Annotated in this window: 16 protein-coding genes; 13 read left to right on the top strand and 3 right to left on the bottom strand. The window is 51.5% G+C overall.

Translation table 11 applies throughout. The annotated features are described in order from the left end of the window. Positions 1 to 24: 24 nt before the first annotated feature. From C1A10_RS07145 to C1A10_RS07190, 10 genes are all read left to right on the top strand, one after another. The gene (locus tag C1A10_RS07145; protein WP_101909594.1) at positions 25 to 249 is read left to right on the top strand and encodes a putative Se/S carrier protein; all 225 of its coding nucleotides are present in this window, start codon (positions 25 to 27) and stop codon (positions 247 to 249) included. Positions 250 to 258: 9 nt separating this feature from the next. After that, positions 259 to 1,425, top strand: a complete 1,167-nt coding sequence (locus tag C1A10_RS07150; protein WP_101909595.1) for an aminotransferase class V-fold PLP-dependent enzyme — start codon at positions 259 to 261, stop codon at positions 1,423 to 1,425. A 91-nt stretch (positions 1,426 to 1,516) separates the two neighbouring features. Next, a complete protein-coding gene (cdaA, locus tag C1A10_RS07155; RefSeq protein ID WP_101909596.1) occupies positions 1,517 to 2,380 on the top strand; it encodes a diadenylate cyclase CdaA in 864 nt (287 codons plus the stop codon). Next, positions 2,377 to 3,651, top strand: coding sequence for a CdaR family protein (locus tag C1A10_RS07160; protein WP_101909597.1), 1,275 nt, complete (start codon positions 2,377 to 2,379; stop codon positions 3,649 to 3,651). The genes cdaA and C1A10_RS07160 overlap by 4 nt, the downstream gene beginning before the upstream one ends. A gap of 59 nt (positions 3,652 to 3,710) precedes the next feature. Further along, positions 3,711 to 5,303, top strand: coding sequence for an NAD(P)/FAD-dependent oxidoreductase (locus C1A10_RS07165; RefSeq protein WP_101909598.1), 1,593 nt, complete (start codon positions 3,711 to 3,713; stop codon positions 5,301 to 5,303). A gap of 58 nt (positions 5,304 to 5,361) precedes the next feature. After that, positions 5,362 to 6,057 (top strand): hypothetical protein, encoded by a 696-nt coding sequence (locus tag C1A10_RS07170; protein ID WP_101909599.1) that lies wholly within the window; start codon positions 5,362 to 5,364, stop codon positions 6,055 to 6,057. A gap of 59 nt (positions 6,058 to 6,116) precedes the next feature. Next, complete coding sequence (locus C1A10_RS07175) at positions 6,117 to 7,262, top strand: THUMP domain-containing class I SAM-dependent RNA methyltransferase (protein ID WP_101909600.1); 1,146 nt, start codon at positions 6,117 to 6,119, stop codon at positions 7,260 to 7,262. 333 nt (positions 7,263 to 7,595) lie between these two features. Continuing rightward, complete coding sequence (locus tag C1A10_RS07180) at positions 7,596 to 8,873, top strand: hypothetical protein (protein WP_101909601.1); 1,278 nt, start codon at positions 7,596 to 7,598, stop codon at positions 8,871 to 8,873. 213 nt (positions 8,874 to 9,086) lie between these two features. Further along, entirely contained in the window at positions 9,087 to 10,598 is a 1,512-nt protein-coding gene (gene malQ / locus C1A10_RS07185) for a 4-alpha-glucanotransferase (RefSeq protein ID WP_101909786.1), read from the top strand. A 163-nt stretch (positions 10,599 to 10,761) separates the two neighbouring features. After that, on the top strand, positions 10,762 to 12,264 hold the full coding sequence (locus C1A10_RS07190) for an MBL fold metallo-hydrolase (protein WP_242968857.1): 1,503 nt from the start codon (positions 10,762 to 10,764) through the stop codon (positions 12,262 to 12,264). Between the two features lie 103 nt (positions 12,265 to 12,367). On the opposite strand, the gene C1A10_RS18880 is transcribed toward C1A10_RS07190, so the two are convergent. After that, positions 12,368 to 12,868, bottom strand: a complete 501-nt coding sequence (locus C1A10_RS18880; protein ID WP_341456898.1) for an exosporium glycoprotein BclB-related protein — start codon at positions 12,866 to 12,868, stop codon at positions 12,368 to 12,370. Positions 12,869 to 12,873: 5 nt separating this feature from the next. Next, positions 12,874 to 13,686 (bottom strand): hypothetical protein, encoded by an 813-nt coding sequence (locus C1A10_RS18885; RefSeq protein WP_341456894.1) that lies wholly within the window; start codon positions 13,684 to 13,686, stop codon positions 12,874 to 12,876. Positions 13,687 to 14,322: 636 nt separating this feature from the next. On the opposite strand from C1A10_RS18885, the gene C1A10_RS18950 reads away from it, so the two are divergent. Continuing rightward, a complete protein-coding gene (locus C1A10_RS18950; RefSeq protein ID WP_423241414.1) occupies positions 14,323 to 14,460 on the top strand; it encodes an LDCC motif putative metal-binding protein in 138 nt (45 codons plus the stop codon). A 58-nt stretch (positions 14,461 to 14,518) separates the two neighbouring features. Next, positions 14,519 to 16,360 (top strand): urease accessory protein UreH domain-containing protein, encoded by a 1,842-nt coding sequence (locus C1A10_RS07205; protein WP_101909604.1) that lies wholly within the window; start codon positions 14,519 to 14,521, stop codon positions 16,358 to 16,360. A gap of 176 nt (positions 16,361 to 16,536) precedes the next feature. On the opposite strand, the gene C1A10_RS07210 is transcribed toward C1A10_RS07205, so the two are convergent. Continuing rightward, positions 16,537 to 16,905 carry a winged helix-turn-helix transcriptional regulator gene (locus C1A10_RS07210; RefSeq protein WP_101909605.1) on the bottom strand — a complete coding sequence of 123 codons (369 nt, stop codon included), beginning with the start codon at positions 16,903 to 16,905 and terminating at the stop codon, positions 16,537 to 16,539. A 144-nt stretch (positions 16,906 to 17,049) separates the two neighbouring features. Between C1A10_RS07210 and C1A10_RS07215 the strand changes: the two genes are divergently transcribed. Further along, a complete protein-coding gene (locus C1A10_RS07215) occupies positions 17,050 to 19,533 on the top strand; it encodes a heavy metal translocating P-type ATPase (protein ID WP_101909606.1) in 2,484 nt (827 codons plus the stop codon). The last annotated feature ends 1 nt before the right edge of the window (position 19,534 follow it).

The following is a 19,534-nucleotide window of genomic DNA, read 5'->3' on the forward strand; positions in this document are numbered from 1 at the left end:
TGTTATGTGAGGGGGACTTTTCCTATGGCGAGCAGCACGGATTACGTTCTGGCGGTACGTTCTTCCACCAGCGCGATGAGAGGGCAGCGAATCCTGGAAAGCAAGGGCATTCCTGCCGAGATACAACGCACTTCAGCGCCATCGAGCCAAAAAGGCTGCGGTTATGGAATTAAAATAGTAGGAGATCTTACCACTGCTGTCAACATTCTAAATTCGGAGGGTGTAGAAGTCGTGGAGATATGGAGGTGACCCCGGCAGATGGTTTATTTTGACAATGCTGCCACCAGCTTCCCCAAACCGCTGCTGGTAAAAAACGCGGTGGATTCCGCGATCGTGCGCTACGGGGCCAATCCGGGACGCAGCGGACATGACCTTGCGGCGGAAACAGGAAAAAAGGTATATGATGTACGCGTAAAGGCGGCGGAGTTTTTTGGGGCCCGCAACGAGGAACAGGTTGTTTTTATGCAAAACTGCACGTATGCGCTGAACACGGTTATCAAAGGGCTTCTGCGCCCGGGGGACCATGTGATTACCTCCGATATGGAGCACAATTCAGTCATGCGGCCGCTTCACACTCTGGAAGCCAGAGGGATCATCACTTACAGTTGCGCGGTTACTTCTTACGACGACGAGGAGACGGTGGACGCGTTCCGCTGTCTGATACGGGACAATACCCGCGTTATTATTACAACGCACGCGTCCAACGTGTTCGGCATCAAACTGCCGGTTCAAAAACTTGCCCTGCTTGCCCGTCAGTACGGACTGTATTTTGTGCTTGACGCGGCCCAGACAGCGGGTACAGAGCCCATTCATGTAACCGATATGGGAATTGATTTCCTGTGTACGGCCGGCCATAAGGGGCTGTATGGCCCGGCCGGGACCGGCCTTTTGATTACCCCCTATGGGAACTGTCTTTCTCCGCTGGTTGAAGGCGGCACAGGCAGCCTCTCGTTTGATTTGGCCCAGCCGGATTTTCTGCCCGACCGGCTTGAATCGGGTACGCTCAACACGGTTGGGATCATCGGGCTCGGCGCGGGGCTTGACTTTGTAAATCGGTGCGGCCTGGCAAATATTGCACGCTGTGAATGCAAAGTAGCGCGCTGTGTCTATGATAATATCAGCAAGGAAAAAGGAGTCATACTTTATACGCCGCCGCCCGAGTATGGCGTCAACCTTCCGGTCGTCAGCTTTAACATTGAAGGGCTCACTTCGGAAGAAACAACTGCGCGGCTGAACAAGGCCGGGTTTGCGCTGCGGGGCGGGCTGCATTGCGCGCCTACCGTGCATAAAAAGTTCGGAACCGACTCGATCGGGACTGCAAGAATCAGCGTTGGAGCATTTAACACAGTTGAACAGGCGTGCGATCTGGCAAATGCGATCTGCAAAATCGCACGCTCATCCAGACTGGCTGTAAAAAAAGATTGATTTCATGCTTGAATGTGATAGAATAGATAATAGGATTGTGCGGCCGGGCTTTCCGGCCGCAGTCTCCTAACGGCGAAGGAGAATTAAGCTTATGTCTGCACTGTGGTATTGGATCGTAAATGCGTTTAACGCATTTTCCTGGCGTGATGCAGTGGATATTACGGTCATCGCGTACTTAATTTATCAGGCCATCAAGCTTGTGCGTGAAACGCGGGCCGCACAGCTCGTCAAAGGCATCGCAATGCTGCTGGTGCTTTATGTGATTGCGCGCGCTGCCGAACTGCGCACAATGAAGTTTTTGATGGAAAATTTGATGCAGCTGGGGTTCGTAGCGCTTGTGGTGGTGTTTCAGCCGGAACTGCGCCGGGCGCTGGAACAGGTTGGGCGTTCCCGGATTGGAAAGCTTCAGGTGTTTTCGTCGTCAATGGGCGAGCAGGACGCGAAAATCGGCTGGACAAAGTTTATCAATGCGCTGGTGGAAGAAGCGTCCGCCCTGTCCCGCCAGAAAATCGGCGCGCTTATCGTGATTGAGCAGAATACAAAACTCGGGGATATCATCAAGACCGGTACAATCATTGATTCTGACCCTTCCGCCGAACTGATTGGCAACATCTTTTTTCCCAATTCTCCTTTGCATGACGGCGCCATGATTGTTCGAAACGGACGGCTTCATGCGGCTGGCTGCTTTTTGCCACTATCCGACAATTCCGAGATCAGCAGGGAGCTCGGTACCCGCCATCGTGCGGCGCTTGGCATGAGCGAAATGAGCGACGCTCTTGTCATCGTCGTTTCGGAGGAGACGGGATATATTACTGCCTGCCAGAACGGCAGGCTGGACAGAGGGCTCACACTGGCAGAACTGCGGGAGCGGCTCAGCAGTGTATTGATCCCTGAAAAGTTTGCATCGGAGCCTTCCGACAAGAAGTTTGACTTCAGGAAGGGGAAAAAGCAATGAAATTAAATTACGATAGAATTTTTAGCAATAAAAGTTTATTAAAGTTGATGTCGCTTCTTCTTGCGGTTTTGGCATGGCTGTTGGTTGTAAGGACGATCGACTCCATCACCACCAGGACCATCAAAGATGTTACCGTGGATGTCACCGCGCAGTCTTCCAAAATTGACCCGATGAATCTGAGTGTAGTGGAGGAGCAGGGTCAGGAAATTGCGGTGGATGTCCTGATTGAAGGTGATCAGGGGGTTATCGGCGGTGTTCGGCCTTCGGAACTGAGCGTTGTGGCGGATTTGACCGGCATCACGCAGCCCGGCACCTATAACAATGTAAGATTGATCTGTACCGACTTAAACAGCGTCGGCGCTACAAATAAAAGGTTTCAGGTCGCGAAAATTACGCCTTCCATGATTACTGTAAAAATAGACCGGATGGTAACCAGAAACTTTGCGATTACCACTGATGTGGAAGGGCTTTTGATTCCGGACGATTATGTGGGCTTCGAGACGGCCACCACGCCGAAAGAAGTGACAATCACAGGCCCGGAGAGCGAAATCAGCAAGATAAACAGCTGCGGGGTCTCTGCAGCCTTTACAGACCCCTTAACCAAAAATACCACGGTAAAAAGCGATATTGTGCTTTATGACAGTGAAGGAAATGAACTTGAGAAAAATCTCTTTACACTGAGCCCCGAGACCGCAGACATTACCGTGCCGGTGCTCAAGCGCAAAAAATTGCCTGTCAAGGTTGATTTTATCAATGTGCCGTCCGGTTTCCCGATTCAGGATCTGGATTATAAGCTGTCGCAGGGGTATATTAATGTTGCGGGGCCGGAGAGCGGGATTGACGCCTATCAGGATTTGTCAATCGGGCATATCAACCTGAGCGAAATAGGGCTGAACTATGTGGAAGTCTTTGATATTTCTCTGCCAAGCGGCTTTAAAAATCTGGACAACGTGGACGGCATCAGCGTGGAAGTGGATACGGCCGGTATGACGGAAGCAAACTTTGTGGTGAAAAACATCAAAGCGGTGAACGTTCCGGTGAATTATGAAGTTTCAGTTGATACCGTGCAGATCAGCGGTGTCCATATGGTTGGTTTGGAAGAAGCGATGGAAAACCTGTCAGCCGATGACCTTGTGGCCGAGATAGATATCTCCGAACGGGAAGTTTCGCCCGGCCCGTATAATCTACCGGTTAAAATTACCGCACCGGGCAAAGGGCTGGTCTGGGCGGAGGGCGAATATACCGCCGTGGTCACCATCAAAGAAAAATAACAACAGGAGGAGTGCCCGGCACCAGCCGGACACTCCTCCATCATGTCAGAGGAAATCAAATGTCAATTCTAATTCATTCGATCAGGACATCTATTCAGGAAGACCGGCAGGAAGCGGTGAGAAAAGCAATCCGTCTGCTCGGGGTGCCGGGGGACGCAGTCAAGTCCGCACATATTGTAAAAACATCGTTGGACGCCCGGAAACGGACGGACGTGCATTTTGTTCATTCGGTCTCCGTTTCGCTCGAAGGCGGGGAGCCGGAGACGGTCAACCGTTTTTCGGGAAACCAGGTCTGTCTTCAGGTGGAGCAGCCGCTTGAAGTTGTTACCGGCTCGAAGAGACTCGAACACCGCCCGGTTATCGTGGGATTTGGACCTGCCGGCATGTTTGCGGGGCTTCTACTGGCCCGTCAGGGATACCGCCCGCTGATTTTGGAGCGCGGAAGTGAAATGGACCGGCGGGTTGCTGACGTGGAGCGGTTTTGGAAAACCGGAACCCTGAATTCTCAGAGTAATGTGCAGTTCGGCGAGGGCGGGGCCGGAACCTTTTCGGATGGGAAGCTGACGACGCGCATCGGGGATTCCAAATGCGGATGGGTTTTAAAGGAGTTTGCCGGATTTGGAGCGCCCGGGGAAATTCTGTATAAAGCAAAACCCCATATCGGAACCGACCGTCTTCGTGAGGTTGTAAAAAACATCCGGAAGGAAATTATCGCGCTGGGCGGAGAAGTCAGGTTTGACACGATGCTGTCCGATCTGGAAATCAAAAACGGAAAGCTGGCAGCGGCTGTGACCCCCTCCGAAACCATCCCTGCCGGCGTGCTGATTCTGGCAGCCGGACACAGCGCACGTGACACTTTTGAAATGCTGCTCCGCCGGGGGCTCACCATGGAAGCAAAACCGTTTTCGGTGGGGGTCCGCGTGGAACATCTGCAGTCGGATATTGACCGGGGGCTGTATGGGGAGCTTGCCGGACATCCCGCATTGCCGGTGGGAGAATATCAGCTCTCCCATCGCATAGGGGAACGGGGCGTCTATACCTTCTGCATGTGCCCGGGAGGCTTCGTCGTGCCGTCTGCGTCGGAGCAGGAGATGGTGGTTACCAACGGCATGAGCTGCTATGCGCGCGACGGAGTAAATGCCAACGCTGACGTAGCCGTTTCTGTGACGCCTTCGGACTTTGGCAGCTCCCCGCTTGACGGCATGCAGTTTCAGCGCAGGCTGGAGCGCCTCGCGTGGCAGGCCGGGGGACGGTCCTATCAGGCGCCCGCGCAGGATGTCGGCCACTTTCTGGACGGCAAGCCGGGGCTTACAGTCGGAAAAGTGCGGCCGACCTATCATCTGGGCGTACAGCCCTGTGATTTTAACGCGCTTCTGCCCGCTTTTGTGGCGGATATGCTAAAAGCGGGGCTTTTGTCCTTTGACAGGAAGCTGAATGGATACGCGGCCCGGGATACGCTGCTGACCGGCGTGGAAACACGTACGTCCTCGCCTGTGCGCATCCTGCGCGGTGAGAATATGCAGTCTCCTTCCGTTTCGGGCCTCTATCCCTGTGCGGAGGGCGCCGGATATGCCGGCGGTATCATCAGCGCCGCAGTTGACGGAATTCGCTGCGCACTCGCTGTAATGGCTGAATATCACCCGATTGCGTAACAAAATGCATAAATTTCGCATAATATGGCAGTAAAATTGAGCCTGGGAGGGGTCTGCCATGAAAATCGGAGTTGCATTTTCCGGCAGCGGCGCGGGGGCGCCCTGGTCACATATCTTTGCAGAGGAGCTCCGTTCCTGTGCGATCCCAATTGCGATGCTGTCCGCGACCTCATTGACTGCGGTTCCCGTTTTGCTTTGGTCCAAGGGGTGCTCCGATGAGGAAATACAGCTGTGGATGCAGAACATTTTTCAGGACCCCGCGCTTGGGTGCAGACAGTTGGCCAAATCGGAACTGATCAAAAGGCCAGACGGATATTCTGTTGCAATCAGTAGTGTGGATATCCTGAGCGGGGTCTCCGTGTTATATTCGGATGAATTGCAGGCCGACGCCTGGAATCTGAAGGTTCACCCGCTTGCCGGAAACGAGGAATATGCGCTGATGTCCGCTGTCAGCCCTTTTGGCGGGATGGAGCCGCCGATTGTAGATAAAATGAAACTGTGTGATTTTTCAATGCGTTACGGATGCCCTTTCTTTCCACTGAAAATGGCGGGAATCGAGCGGATTTTATCCGTATCGTTTCCCGGAGGGGATATGCCGGTGCAGGCGGCAGGGGATAATATGACAGCGCTGACAGGGCGCAATGCGGACCTCCACTTTTCGATCAAACCGGATTCTCCGGAACGTGTGGAAACCTATATCCGCTCGTTTGTACAGAACAATATTGGCGCGATCTATCAGAAACTGCTGTTTTAGGCACTTATAAAGGAAATAAAACTTGTATTGTATGACGTTAAAAGAAAGAGGATTGCTGGATGAAAAAACTAACGTTAGCCTGTCCGTGCCTTTTTGGGCTGGAAAGCGTGCTCGCATTCGAAGTTCGCAAGCTCGGGGGAGAAAATGTAACGGTAACCGACGGGCGTGTTACATTTGAGGGAGATCTTTCCATGGTGGCTAAGGCGAATATCTGGCTGCGCACCGCGGAGCGGGTGGGGATTGTCATTGGGTCTTTTAAGGCGGAAACATTTACGGAGTTGTTTGACCAGACGGCTGAACTGCCATGGGAAGAGTTTATCGGCATAGAGGATCAGTTCCCGGTGAAAGGCTCTTCCATCAATTCAAAGCTGTTCAGTATGTCCGATTGCCAGCGGATTATCAAACGCGCGATTGTCCGCAGGTTTGAAAAGGTCTACCATAAGGAGCAGTTTTCAGAAACAGGGGCTTTGTATCAGGTGCAGTATTCCATTCATAAGGATATCGTGACTTTGATGCTCGATACAACGGGCGCGGGGCTGCATAAGCGGGGCTACCGTGCAAATTCAAATGAAGCGCCGATTAAAGAGACCATTGCGGCCGGTATTGTCGACTTTGCGCGGGTACGCGGCGATTCAACCGTATATGACCCGATGTGCGGTTCCGGAACGCTGGTCATTGAGGCCGCGCTGAAGGCGCTGAATATTGCCCCCGGCATCCGGCGTCGTTTTGCCGCACAGAATTGGGCCTGTTTTCAGAATTACATTTTTAACGATGTCCGCAAAGAAGCAAATGAACAGGTACGGCGTGACGCGCCGTTCATGGCTTATGCCGCCGACATTGACCCGCATGCCGTGCAGCTGACAATGGAAAATGCGGCAAAAGCCGGTGTGGCGTCCCGTATCCGCGTGCGCCGGGCGGATTTAGCGGATTTCCATATTGAGCCCGAACAAAAAGGGATTGTACTCACCAACCCGCCATACGGGGAGCGTATGCTGGCAGTATCCGAAGCGGAAACGCTCTATCGCACGATGGGAGAAGTGTTTGTGCCTGCCGAGCATGCAAGCTATTACATCATCAGCCCGCATGAGGAGTTTGAGGAACTGTTCGGCCGCAAGGCAGACCGCCGCCGCAAGCTTTATAATGGGATGATCAAGTGTCAGCTGTTCATGTATTTCAACAAAGATGAACGTTCCTTCAAAAAATAAAAAGTGCTGACAAAACGGGTCGCGGCAGTTTCGTGGTCCGTTTTGTCTTATCCGGCTGAAAGTTTTAATACAGGGATATTTGCATGCCCAGAAATGGCAGGAATATTACAAAGGGATGGAAGAAGAGGACTCCAATATCTTGAAAATTTATGTTTTGTACAATTTTTTAATCAAATTAAAATGATTATATGTGAATATAGGACTACAATTATTACAATTTGGTAACAAAAACCTCTTGAAAAAGCAGGGTATCTCCCATATACTTGGCTCATTCCAAGCTGTTCGTGTGACGAAACAGGACGGAAATGATTATTTTTCAGGAGGATTTAAAACATGAAAAAAGCGATTGCAATGTTGCTCGCGACCACCACCGCGCTTTCCCTTGGCGTGACTGCTCTGGCTGAAGACGTCTCCTCTTCCGAAGCTTCCTCTTCTGAGGTCTCTTCTTCCGAAGCGTCTTCCTCTGAGGCTTCCTCTTCTGAAGTTTCCTCTTCCGAGGCATCTTCCTCTGAGGCTTCCTCTTCCGAGGTTTCTTCTTCTGAAGCATCCTCTTCCGAGGCATCTTCCTCTGAGGCTTCTTCTTCCGAAGCGGAAACCCCTGTGGGTGATCCGACCGCATTCCAGTTTGACGCTGACGAAGACGGCGCAATCCTGGGTGAAACGATTCTTGAGCCCGGCACAGAGTACAAGTTCCCCGCTTATGTAACCATTGGCGGCCAGAAGGTTGCGATTACCGACAAGCTGCTGGAGACCTACAAATTCTCTTACACCAGAGTATCTTCCAAGAGTGCCGAGACCTTCAAAATTGACGATTACAAAGGCACCTACTACCTGTATGTGGAACCCAAAGACGGCACTCCGATTGAAGAAATTGAGCTCAAGTACAACATCAAGCTCGTGAAGAAGTCCGACAACCTGTCCCTCTTCACCCAGCAGGTTAAATTCTCCTACGGCTACACCGAAGCGAACAGCGACTACATCAAGGGGCTGGACAAGGGCGATGAAGTTGAGATCGACAACAACAACCCGGTTATCACCGAAGACCAGTTCGAGAAGATCGCAGAGATCAACGATTACAAGAACGTGACCCTTTCCGGCCCGTCCTGGAAGTTCACTGTTAACGTCACCGACGAAGAAACCAAAAACATGGTTTCCTCCAACGCGGGCGTCAAAGAGATCATGGCTCAGTTCCCTGACCAGGATTTCAAATTCTACAAATTTGCCGGCAAACCCTCCTTCGCGGCAACCGGTACAGTTGCGCTGGATGTGGAAGACATTGTTGACGAGTTCGACAATATGTACACCTACCGCTATGCGGACGGCAAACTGTACAGACTGAACGCAACCTACAATGAGGATGACGAAACCCTCAACTTCCGCACCAACACGCTGGACACCTTCCTTGTCACCAACAAGCTGATCAAAGACGGCACTGTCATTGAGAACGCCGATGTCGATGATGATGACACCTCCAGCGATGTGGATGAGACCGATGATGGCAAAGGCAACCCGACCACCGGTGCAAGCGACATGATCAACGCCGCTGTTATGGCTGCGATCGCTTCCCTGGCTGCTGCCGGTACCGTTGTCTGCAAAAAACTCTCCAAGTAAGATATTTCTTCTTTAAAAACGGCCGCCTTCGGGCGGCCGTTTTTGTTGTAAAATTCCCCAAAAGGCTGTCGATCATCTTGACAATCCGGTGGGAATCATAGTAATCTAGTTAGGATTTAAGGCAGAGAGCCTCCCGCCGGATGAACCGGCAGGGCAGTATTCATGGATTCTAATTTTATAGACGCCGTTTTCGGTGTGACAGAAACTGAGGCGATGAATCGTTTGAAACTCAATGGACAAAACTATCTGGAGCGCGGCGCGGGCATCCTGCTTCCTGTCACCAGTCTGCCATCCCCATATGGAATCGGCAGCTTTGGAAAGGAAGCCTATGCGTTTGTCGATTTCCTTGAAGCGGCGGGACAAACGTATTGGCAGGTGCTGCCGCTCGGCCCGACCAGCTATGGCGACAGCCCTTATCAGAGCTTTTCCGCATTTTCCGGAAACCCTTATTTGATTGATCTGGATCTGCTGATACAGCAGGGGCTCCTCACCCAAGCGGAAGTGGATGCCTTTGACTGGGGGGATGATCCCGCGTCGGTGGACTATGCGAAACTATATGAAAACAGGTTCCAAGTGCTGCACTCCGCGTTTTTGCGAAGCCCCTGCCAGACGGCCCCCGAATTCGCGGTATTTTGTGCGGAAAACCGTTTTTGGCTGGAGGATTACAGCCTTTATATGGCGGTTAAGAATTATTTCGGCGGGAAAGAATGGCTGGCATGGCCGGAAGATATCAGGCTGCGGACGGAAGAAGCGGTAAAATCTTATTCGGCGCTGCTGAAAGAAGAAATTGCATTCTGGAAGTTTTGCCAGTATGAATTTTTTCGGCAGTGGTTTTCACTTAAAACCTATGCAAATCAAAAGGGAATCCGTATTGTCGGGGATATTCCGATCTATGTTGCGCTGGACAGCGCGGATGTCTGGGTCCATGGCGACCAGTTTCAGCTGGATGAGCGCCGCCGTCCGGTTCGGGTCGCGGGGGTGCCGCCGGATCTGTTTTCCGCTGCGGGGCAGCTGTGGGGAAATCCGCTTTATGACTGGGATTATATGGAGAAGGACCAGTTCACCTGGTGGAAAAACCGGATGGCGGCTTCCGCAAAGCTCTATGACGTGATCCGGATTGATCATTTTATCGGAGTTGTCAACTATTACTCGATTCCGGCAGGGGACGATACGGCCCGGAATGGGGAATGGATGCAGGGGCCGGGCGAAAAACTGCTGGATGCAATCGAGAATGTGTTGGGAGATGCGAGAGTGATCGCGGAAGACCTCGGCGTGGTTACACCGGCGGTGCGCGGGCTGCAGCAAAAAAGCGGCTATCCGGGCATGAAGCTGCTGGAGTATGCCTTTGACTCGGATGGAAAAAACGGCAACCTGCCTTGTCATTATGAAAAAAATACGGTGGTTTACGGCGGAACGCATGATAACGAGACGCTTAAAGGCTTTTTCGAGAGACAAAACCAATCGGTTTTGTGGTTTGCGCACAGCTATCTGAATACCCGCACAAACCACGAAATTCCGCAGGCGGTTATTCGCGCGGGCTATGCAAGTTCGGCGGATCTGGCGGTTTTCCAGATGCAGGATTTTCTCGGGCTGGATAACCGGGCGCGCATGAATACCCCCTCTACCATCGGCGGCAGCAATTGGCGCTGGCGGCTGACAAAGGGCGAACTGACGCCGGAGCTTGCACAATCCATGCGTCTGCTGGCAGAACTTTACGGCAGATAGAACCGGGAGGATACCATGCCGCAATCTGAATGGGAGATCACAAAGCGCCGTGTTTTCAAAACACGGCGCTTTGTGATCCCGGATATATGGATTGCAGATCTGACAATCCGGGTGTACAATACGGATATAGCAAAATAATCATGAGGGCGGTAGATCACTGATCATGTTTGAGAGAAGCGGAATGATTCAAAAATCGTTTGTAACCAGTATGCCGGATAAATCCGGTACTTTTCTGCGCGCGTCCAGAATCATCGCAAAACACAGCGGGAACATTGCCAGGGTCAGCTACAACAAGGCGGTAGACCTTCATATGCTGTTTCTTGACGTGCTGGCTACAAAGGAGAATCTTCAGAAAATAGAAGAGGATCTTTTAAATATTGGCTATATCAGTAATAAAATTGCGGAGACCAGGATCATTGAGGTATCCGTTAAAATTCCGGATACCCCGGGCGCAATCCTGCCTGTTTTGGAAATTTTAAACAGATATGAGATCAATATTTCATATATGAATTCGTTTACGAATGGAAGCGCCTGTCAGGATTTCAAATTCGGTCTGCTGATTGAAAATCCGGGTATTATCAAGACCTTGCTGGACAGTATCAGCGAACTCTATTCCGTTGATATTATCGAGTGTGAAAGCTCCGAGGAAAATCTGGATAATACGGTTTTTTATATCCGGCTCGCCAATGAAATGCAGACGCTGCTTGGAATCAGTACCGAAAAAACCATGCAGTTTATCTCTGAATCAAACCGCATCCTGCAGGTGCTTCAGGCAGAGGGCGAAAATGCCGGGAAGGTGTTTGACTATATCCGCCGGTTTGCGCATACCGTAAGCTCTTACCGCAAAAGCGCATTTAAAACCACGATCCAGAAATTATGTCCGAGCGAGCTTGTTACGATCTACAGTATCCAGCCCTATTGCGGAAGCAATACCTATCTGCTGGTGGCGCCGGGCGAACTGCTGATGCTTGATACCGGCTATACGATTTATACGGATGAGCTGCTGCGGGTCGTCAAAAGTTTGGTGCCGGACTGGGAGGCGCGGACAAAGAAAGTTTACATTACGCATGCGGATGTCGATCACTGCGGTCTGCTCTCCCAATTAAAGGATACGAAAATCATTGTAAACCAAAAGAGCGCTGAAAACTTTGAAAGGCAAGCAGCGGGGCTTCCCGACTACCGCGAACAGACAGCGCTTCATTTGGGTTACAGCAAAATCAGTCAGATCATCTCCGGCTACCAGGTTCCGGATGAGGCTCAGTTGAAGGTATTGGACAGCGGTACCCCAAAGGAGCATGACAACCTGCTCCCAATCGGGAAGATGCGTGCGGGAGATTTGGAGTTTGACATTTTGGAGGGAAGCGGGGGGCATCTCTACGGCGAAATGGTTTATGTGTGCGAACGAGCCGGTATCGTTTTTACCGGGGATATTTTAGTCAATATCAGTGGGTTCTCCAGGGAGAGAGCAGAGTTTAATTCGCTGGCCCCGTATTTGATGAAAAGTGTGAATGTCAATTCGCAAAAAGCCAAAGAAATGAGAATACAGGTTTTGTCTTTGATTCAAAAAATTATCGAACAGAATCACAGACCCTGTATGATATGTGGTGGGCATGGGCCGCTGTCTGAACTAATAGATGGAAAAATGGTCAGCATTGATCCCGAGTAAATCAATAAAGCCTCCCTTTCCGCTGAGGAAAAGGGAGGCTTTATTTTAATCCGTGGCAATGCCGGCCATGCGGCCGGACAGTTCATTTTAAATTCAGCAAGAATCAGCTGATTGCAAGTCCTGCGCTGGCATAGCCCGCGACTGTGGTGGCAACGTCGATACCGGCCGTTACACTTGCGGAAAATACAAGCAGCAAGCGGGTTTCTGTGGTGACAGGAATTGAAAGCCCGGTCGTGGAACCGCTGCTGATCGTACCGATGGCGACAATGCCGGTGAGAGGTGGCGCAAGGGTAACCACAGCCCCCGGGATGGGAGTAAATACATTGTCAGGTGTTGTTGAGCTGTAAAGCTGAGCTGTAATGGTAACGGTTGAGCCCACAAGCGTCAAAGCGGCGGTCGTGCTGAAATATGCTGCCATCGACGTAATGGTGCCGTCCTCGGGCATGGAAAATGCGTAGTTGGTAAGCGTTGTGGTGTCGATTGTCCCGCCTACCGCACTTACAGAAGCAGTGGAACTGCCAAAGCCAACTACGGTGGATGTTCCTAACAGGCCGCCTAAAACAGTTGTTAAAACTGCGGGGGCTCCGGATGCGAATGGAATAATAGCGCCTACTGCGGCAGGGCCAGTGGGTCCGGTATCGCCGGTAGGCCCAGTAGGTCCGGTATCACCGGTAGGGCCAGTGGGTCCGGTATCACCGGTAGGGCCAGTGGGTCCGGTATCACCGGTAGGGCCAGTGGGTCCGGTATCGCCGGTAGGGCCAGTGGGTCCGGTATCACCGGTAGGGCCAGTGGGCCCGGTATCGCCGGTAGGCCCAGTAGGGCCAGTGGGTCCAGTATCGCCGGTAGGGCCAGTGGGTCCGGTATCGCCGGTAGGGCCAGTGGGTCCGGTATCGCCGGTAGGGCCAGTGGGTCCGGTATCGCCGGTAGGGCCAGTGGGTCCGGTATCACCGGTAGGGCCAGTGGGCCCGGTATCGCCGGTAGGACCAGTGGGTCCAGTATCACCGGTAGGGCCAGTGGGTCCGGTATCACCGGTAGGGCCAGTGGGCCCGGTATCGCCGGTAGGACCAGTGGGTCCAGTATCACCGGTAGGACCGGTAGGGCCGGCAAGACCAATAGGTCCGGTAGGACCAGTAGGTCCGGTAGGTCCGGGATCACCAGTAGGACCGGTAGGTCCGGCAAGACCAATAGGTCCGGTAGGACCAGTAGGGCCAGTAGGTCCGGGATCACCAGTAGGACCGGTAGGGCCGGCAAGACCAATAGGTCCGGTAGGACCAGTAGGACCAGTAGGCCCGGTAGGCCCGGTAGGGCCAGCAAGCCCAATAGGACCAGTAGGCCCGGTAGGACCAGTTGGTCCGGTAGGACCAGTAGGACCGGTAGAACCAGAAGCAGGACCAGTAGGTCCGGTAGGACCAGTAGGTCCAATAGGACCGCCAGGTCCCTGTGGGCCAATTGGTCCCTGTGGACCGATTGGACAGAAAGGTTTACAGCAAGGGTTACAATTACAATTGAGCATATTAAAACTCCTTTTTCATCAATTCAATAAGGCTGTTAACTTCGTGGTGCATATCGTCCCATCAACATTCTATGGTATAAGCCTCAGTTCGGTTACCTGCTTTTACAAAGGGAAATTCCGGGCATTCTTGTGCGGCAGGAAAATTGAAACAATGTTGTTTTTTGCAGAAAAGCCCGCTGCCGTTTTGGCAGCGGGCTTTTCTGTCTAGGTCAATGAAAAATAATTTTAAAATAAAAATATTAATAATTAAAATAATTATTATAAAATCCGAATTTGTAATGATAATCCTTATAAGCTGATGAAAGACAAAAAAATATCCGCAGATAACTATCTGCGGATACCTCGTGGGAAGCGAAAAAATTTTTCGTTTCAATGATAGCAAATACAGTGGAAAAAGTCAACGGTCTAATCAAAAGTTTTTAAGATATCGGATTATGGAAACTATGTTTCGAGCAGAGTCGGACCACGGGATTTTTAAATCTACATAATATCTACAAATCGTTTTGATACCATGCAACTAACAAAACAAATTAGGAGTTAACATGATGAAATTGTGGAATCGCATCAAAAAGTCTTTTCAGAATTATTTAACACGGCTGGAGAAGGAAAATAAAGAACTATTTGGGAACGAAAGGCCGAATTGCTGCACTTTAAACCGCAGGGAAGAAAACCGCAGAAGATAATTGCCTGTGCACGTCTTACTGAAATCGTGCACACAAATAGTTGAAAAGAGGATGGTTTATGGAATCTGGCAAAAAAACCTCTATGCTGCGCATCGGCGGCATGACATGTGTAAGCTGTCAAAACAAAATTGAAAAAAAGCTGAAAAATACGGTTGGCATCGAAAACGCCGAAGTCAGTTATAACGATGGAACGGCAGTCGTTACCTACGATACCGGGATTATAACGCTCAAAGATATCGGGGCAATTATCAGCAAGCTCGATTATCAAGTCCTGACTGGAAAGGAACAGCAGGAATCAACGGGCCGAATTGCCGGTATTGTCATCATTATTGTCGCCTTGTATGTGATCCTGCAGCAGTTTGGCGTTTTACAGTTGTTCGGCTCTTTTCAGCTGGCCGAAGCCGGCATGGGATATGGAATGTTATTCATTATCGGACTGGTGACTTCGGTTCATTGCGTGGCCATGTGCGGCGGCATCAATCTCACGCAATGCATCCCGCAGGCTGAAAAAACCGACAGTAATGGCCGGTTCGCCTCCCTGCGCCCGAGCCTTCTGTATAATCTTGGCAGAGTGCTCTCCTACACGGCTGTCGGCGGTATCGTCGGCGCACTGGGGTCGGTCATTTCTTTTTCAGACGGCATGAAGGGCATCGTACAGGTTATCGCGGGTATTTTTATGGTTATTATGGGAGTCAATATGCTTGGCATATTTCCCTGGCTCAGAAAATTGAATCCGCGTATGCCAAAGTTTATCTCCCGTAAGGTTCAAATTCAAAAAGCGGACAGCAACAGCCCGCTGTATGTAGGGCTGTTAAACGGCCTGATGCCGTGCGGCCCTTTGCAAGCCATGCAGATTTATGCGCTTTCTACCGGCAGCCCGTTCGCGGGTGCATTGTCCATGCTGGTCTTCAGCCTTGGGACCGTGCCATTGATGTTCGCACTTGGGGCGCTTACCTCCGTCTTAAGCAAAAAATTTACCAAAAAGGTCATGACAGTCGGCGCCGTTTTGGTTGTGGTCCTTGGCGCTTCCATGTTTTCAAACGGCTGGAGCCTGTCCGGGTTTTCGCTTCCTTCTCTGAAAACTTCAAATGCAGCCGCTCCTCAGGGCGGTGAAGTACCGGTCAAAGTGGAAGACGGTGTGCAGATCGTAAACAGCACCCTCTCATCCGGCAGGTATCCGGCGATCACAGTACAGGCCGGAACTCCGGTGAAATGGATGATCGACGCCCCCCAGGGCAGCATCAACGGATGCAACAACAGGATGCTTATTCAGGAGTACGGGATTGAATATCAGTTCAAAACAGGGGAAAACGTAATTGAATTTACACCCGACAAGACGGGGACGTTTCCATACAGCTGCTGGATGGGTATGATACGCAGTTCCATCACCGTAGTGGAGGCGGGGGCGGAAATCGCTGAATCAAACGGTTCAGATGCGGAAAATCCTGTGCTGTCCCAGGCCGGGCTGAACCCAACACCGGCGGGATATACCATTCCGACAGAGCAGGTTGCCGTTGCAACGATTGCTGACGGGGTACAGCGGGTTACAATTGACATGACGGACAGCGGGTTCAGCCCCGCGGTTATCGTACTTCAGGCAGGCCTTCAAACCGAATGGACCATTAATAACACTTCTTCACGTACGGGCGACACATTGCTTTTCCCCATTTATTATGCAAAATTCCCCGCATTGGACGGTGAAAACCAGATCCGTCTGTATCCCACTGATGATTTCGATTTTTCGACCGGGGACAATTCGTTCTATGGATATGTGAAGGTTGTGGAGGACCTTAATTCCGTAGACCTTGACGCGACTAAGGATGAAGTGGGCGGTTACGAGACTTTGATTTGGCCGCCGGAGTATTTTGAAACAGGCGGCGGCGCTCCAAGCTGCCATTAAATAATCAGAGGCAATTTATGATTTATTTGGCATGAATGGATGTTGTAGGGAGAAAGTAATATGGAGTTATTATTAAGCCATTGGCACTGTATACTGCCAATCGCGGGTCTTATAGTAGGCATGTTTTTTATCAATCGCGGAAAGTAAAAAAAAAGAGCAATAAAAAACCATGAGTGCTAAGTTTCCTTAGCACTCATGGTCATGGAACAGGAAATCTGGCGGCCGGTGTCGTGCATATACTGCGTTCCCCAATCATACATCGCAAACAAAAGAGGCTTGAGGCTTTTCCCGAAATCTGTCAGGGAATACTCCACCTTGGGAGGCACAACGGGGTAAACCTTGCGTGTCAGTAAATTATCGTTTTCAAGTTCCCGAAGCTGCTGTGTCAGCATTTTCGGCGTGGCCTGCGGTATCATTTTTTGAAGCTCGCCGTGGCGCATGGTACCGCTGATCAAATGCCAAAGGATCAGGGCTTTATATTTTCCTCCTATCAACCGGAGCGTGGCGTCAACAGGACAATTCAGATCGATGCCATGACAGTTCATAACGTTTCCTCCTTACTATCATTTTGTATACTATAATACAAAATAGTGCGTACTTGTTTTAAATATAATTACAGTTATAATAATATCATGACAACCACAGTGAGTCAAGAGAGCAAAAAATTGAAGGAGTGAGGTGCTTTATAGATGGAAAATCAGGTTTTAAGTATCAGGGGCATGACCTGTGCAGCTTGTGCCCAGCGCATAGAAAGAACAGTTCGGAAGCTGTCGGGCATCGGCCAGGCGTCTGTAAACCTTGCAAGCGAGAAGCTGTTTGTGGAATATGATGCGGGCAGCCTTTCGCTGACTGATATCAAACAGGCGGTTACAAAAATCGGCTATGAAGTGGTGGAAAAATCCGAAAATACCCACATTACCATTCCGATCGGCGGCATGACCTGCGCGGCCTGCGCGCAGAGGGTCGAGAAGGCAATCCGCAAGCTTGACGGCGTTGCGACTGTTTCGGTAAATTTTGCGACCGAGAAAGCCACAGTCGAATACCAACCGCAGACGGTGCGGCTTTCCGCTATTAAAGAAGCGATTCAAAAGGCCGGATATCAGGCGTTGGAGGCTTCCAAATCCGACGCTGCCGACGAGGACCGGGCGCGCAAGGAAAAGGAAATTCGCACGCTGTGGACGAAGTTCATTGTATCAGCCGTGTTTTCACTGCCGCTTTTATATATCGCCATGGCGCCGATGATTACATTTGTCCGGCTGCCTTTCCCCGAAGGGCTGTCCCCGATGCGGTATCCGCTGATTTACGCGCTGGTTGAGCTGCTTCTGGTGATCCCGGTGATCGGCGTGGGATACAGGTTCTATGTGGTTGGCTTCAAAGCGCTGCTGCAGCGAAGCCCGAATATGGATTCGCTGATTGCTGTCGGCACCACGGCGGCCGTCGCATATAGCGTATGGAATGTCTGGAAGATTACAACGGGTGATTTCGGCGCAGCAGAATCTCTTTACTTCGAAACAGCCGGTGTTATTATTACCCTGATTCTGCTTGGAAAGTCTTTGGAAGCAGTATCCAAAGGCAAAACCAGCGAAGCAATTAAAAAGCTGATGGGGCTTGCGCCTAAAACAGCAATCATTATCCAGGACGGCATAGAAAAAGAAATTCCGATCGACGAAGTGGAAATCGGCGATGTCATTTTAGTAAAACCCGGCGCGAAAATCCCGGTGGACGGAACCGTGCTGGAAGGGCACACAGCCATTGACGAATCCATGCTGACCGGCGAGAGTATGCCGGTTGACAAAAAGGCCGGGGACGCGGTATACGCTGCTTCTCTGAATACAAACGGTGTCATCCGGTTCCGTGCGGACAAAATCGGCAGCGACACAGCGCTTGCCCAGATCATCAAGCTGGTGGAGGACGCGCAGGGCTCCAAGGCCCCAATCGCGCAGATGGCGGACATCGTTTCCGGCTACTTTGTACCGATTGTCTGCATCATTGCTGTTCTTGCCGGAGTTGCATGGTATTTTGGCACGCGGGATCTGGAATTCGCCTTGACCATCTTTATCTCCGTACTCGTGATCGCCTGCCCCTGTGCGCTTGGCCTGGCCACACCGACCGCTATCATGGTCGGAACAGGGAAGGGCGCGGAAAACGGAATCCTGATTAAAGGCGGAGAAGCGTTGGAAACCGCACATAAAATCAACACCATTGTTTTTGATAAAACCGGTACCATCACAGAGGGGAAACCGACCGTGACGGATGTGCTGACCGCAGAAGGCGTGAAATCTGATGATCTGCTGCAAATCACCGCTTCGGCGGAAAAAGGTTCCGAGCATCCTTTGGGTCAGGCGATTGTGCTTGGCGCACAGGAAAAAGGACTTGCATTCCTGTCGGTGGACCATTTTGAGGCAATCACCGGACGCGGTATCGAAGCGCAGATAAACGGAGCGGCCGTTCTTGCCGGAAACCGCAAGCTGATGGATGAGCGGGGCATTTCCCTCTCAGGGCTGGAACAGGCAAGCGACAGCCTGGCCGAAGAGGGCAAAACCCCTATGTATGTGGCGCTGGACGGCAAGCTGGCGGGAATCATCGCGGTTGCCGACGTCGTAAAGAAATCCAGCCGTGCCGCCATTGAAAGCCTGCATAAAATGGGCGTTCAGGTTGCGATGATCACAGGCGACAACCAAAAGACTGCCGCTGCCATCGCGAGACAGGTTGGAATCGACAGGGTGCTTGCCGAAGTTTTGCCGCAGGATAAATCCAACGAGGTCAAAAAGCTGCAAAATGAAGGACATAAGGTTGCCATGGTTGGCGACGGTATCAACGACGCGCCCGCGCTGGCACAGGCCGACATTGGGATTGCTATCGGCTCCGGTACGGACGTGGCGATGGAATCGGCTGATATCGTGCTGATGCGCAGTGATCTGATGGATGTGCCGACCGCCGTGGACCTCAGCAAAAAAACTATCCGCAACATCAAACAGAACCTGTGCTGGGCGTTCGGGTACAATGTGATCGGCATCCCCATCGCGGCGGGCGTGCTCCACCTGTTCGGCGGCCCCCTGCTCAACCCGATTTTTGCAGCCGCCGCCATGAGCCTCAGCTCTGTATCGGTTTTGACAAACGCGCTGCGGCTGAAACGATTCAAAGCCGCGCGGATTGAAAAGGGGGTGCACTGAA

The sequence above is a fragment of the Marasmitruncus massiliensis genome (assembly GCF_900186535.1).
GTDB classification, from domain to species: Bacteria; Bacillota; Clostridia; order Oscillospirales; family Ruminococcaceae; genus Anaerotruncus; species Anaerotruncus massiliensis_A.